2 protein-coding genes are annotated in these 2,102 nt (G+C 61.5%); both read right to left on the minus strand.

From position 1 onward, the window contains the following. Nucleotides 1-317: TniB family NTP-binding protein (locus V5F77_RS28595; protein ID WP_429008441.1), on the minus strand; the 317-nt coding region annotated here is incomplete at its 3' end. Nucleotides 318-329: 12 nt separating this feature from the next. Further along, nucleotides 330-1,943, minus strand: a complete 1,614-nt coding sequence (locus V5F77_RS28600) for a Mu transposase C-terminal domain-containing protein (RefSeq protein WP_429008442.1) — start codon at nt 1,941-1,943, stop codon at nt 330-332. Nucleotides 1,944-2,102: the final 159 nt, after the last annotated feature.

Consider the following 2,102-nt stretch of genomic DNA (forward strand, 5'->3'; position numbering starts at 1 on the left):
CCGGGACGGCTGGTCATTTCCATGGCCAGGACCGGTGTCTTTAGCGTGCCTGTCAGTGGATTGAAGCTCGGCGGGTGCTCGTCCCGGAACCGCTTCATAATCATGGTCTTTCCCATACCGCTGTCGCCATAGATCGCGACCGAGGGCATGCGCGTGCCTCGCGGATGGTCGAGGAGGCCACTCAGCCGGTCGAGCGCCTGCTTGGCGCGCGGGTAGAGAACCCAGCGGCGTGATCGTATCGCTCGAATGCGTCGCTCGTCAGTTTCGGCAAGCAGTGCTGCTGCGCTGGCGGTCAGGTGGGAGACTTCATCGTTCATATTCACTCCAGCTCAATCCGTATCCTCAACAAAGGGTACAGGTTTGCTGGAGTCGACACCGCGGAGCGAGCCCCATCCCCGATCGTCCACCTTCGATTTTGACGAAGCCTCGCCGCGGCGCGCCGCCGCCGTCTTTCTGGTCGCGGCGTCGACCAGTTCTCGCTGCACCAACGCGGTGCGGACGATGGCGCGGGTGTCGACTTCACGGCGGCCTTTCGCCAGCAGGGTGCGTCGGGCGGTCAGCGCCTCGTGCAGGGTTATCGAGGGCAGGGTGACGTCGGCATAACGGGCTTCCACAAAGTTTCCTGATGGCCGTCGAACGAAGATGCGCGCCAGGTCGCGCGGATCGTACTTCACAACCAGGCGGCGCTCAGAACGCCCGACGTCGGCGGTGAGCGCTGCCGACCAGTAGCGCAGGCCGAACAGATGAATCCCGGTCGGCCGCAAGGTGCGCTCCTGCTCAGGCAGGAAGGTCAGCCAGAAGCGGAGCCGATCCTGTGGCAGTCGAAGCGGGATCTCGCCTTCGTGCTCCCGCCAGACCGCAATCGGCGGGCGGCTCAGGGAGCTGTGGATCGACTGATGGTAGGAGCCGACGATATCGAGGGCGATGTAGCGCTCGAGTTCCCTCAACGTCAGCGCTGCGTGCCGCTTTGAGTTGTATTCGCCGAGCTCCTGTTCGTTGCTGAATGTTGTCCCGGGCAGCAGGTGCAGCTTTCCCATCTGCGTGCCGATCAGACGCTCGATGTGACCGCCGAAGCGCGGCTCGCCCGGCGGCCGCCATTCGATTGCCATCCCGGCATCCTCACAACCTCTCTTGAATGCTCGACTTCGGAAGTCGGATCCGTTGTCGACATGTACCGTGTTCGGCAGGCCAGCCACGGGCCACGGCTCCCTGATCTCGCGTTCTCTCAACCATGCCGACTTATCGAAGACGGAATGCAAGAGGCACAGGCTGGTCGACAGCCGCGACGGTGCGTCCATGGTGAGATAGAACCCGGTGACCATCCGACTGCAGATGTCCATCGCCAAGGTCAGCCACGGCCGGCCGATCGGCTGCCGGGTCTCCTCGTCAACAACGAATACATCGGCCTTGGTATGGTCGATCTGGACCACCTCGAGGGGGCGGGAGGCACCGAACGCTCCGGGAACGGCCGTTGTCGCCTTGACGATCTTCTGTTCACCGCGTCGCCTGGCACGCTTCTGGAGGTCTATGTCCTCAAGGCGAGCGACGATCGTTCTGCGATGCGGCGGCTTCAGCCCCGCCGACATGGAGTTCGTCTGCACGTCCCGGACCAGCTGCGAGACCGTCGGTCGTGTCCGCTTCAGGTAGAACGCGTTGATGGTCCTCCGAACGATTTCCTCACGCTTCTCATCCAGGGTGCGATGACCCTCCGGCCGCCCGCGTTTGCGGTCCACAAGCGACAGGACGGTTCCGCCGGCGCGGAACAGCTTGACCATGCGGTAAGCTGTAGCTTGGCTAAGGCCGAGTTCCGCCGCGAGTCCCGCAACATTTCCGGCCGTAGTGCGGCCGGGGTGGCGCCTTAGAAAGCCACGAATCGCATCCGCACGCCGGCACGCTTCATCCCAAAGCGCCTCATCAATTTCGTCGGGAAATGGGTCGCTCATAGAGGCTCGCGAGTGAAAAAACTCCGTAAGCCTGATTCTCACATTAAGTGGCAAACACCAAGAGCGATTATCAAATTAACTGCAATTCTCAATTTAAGTGCCAACCTAAGCATTTGGAATCGTTTATATGTAATTCTCATAATTAAGTGCCAAGTGACA

Origin of the sequence: Roseixanthobacter psychrophilus (assembly GCF_043195195.1) — a bacterium.
Classification (GTDB): domain Bacteria; phylum Pseudomonadota; class Alphaproteobacteria; order Rhizobiales; family Xanthobacteraceae; genus NCEH01.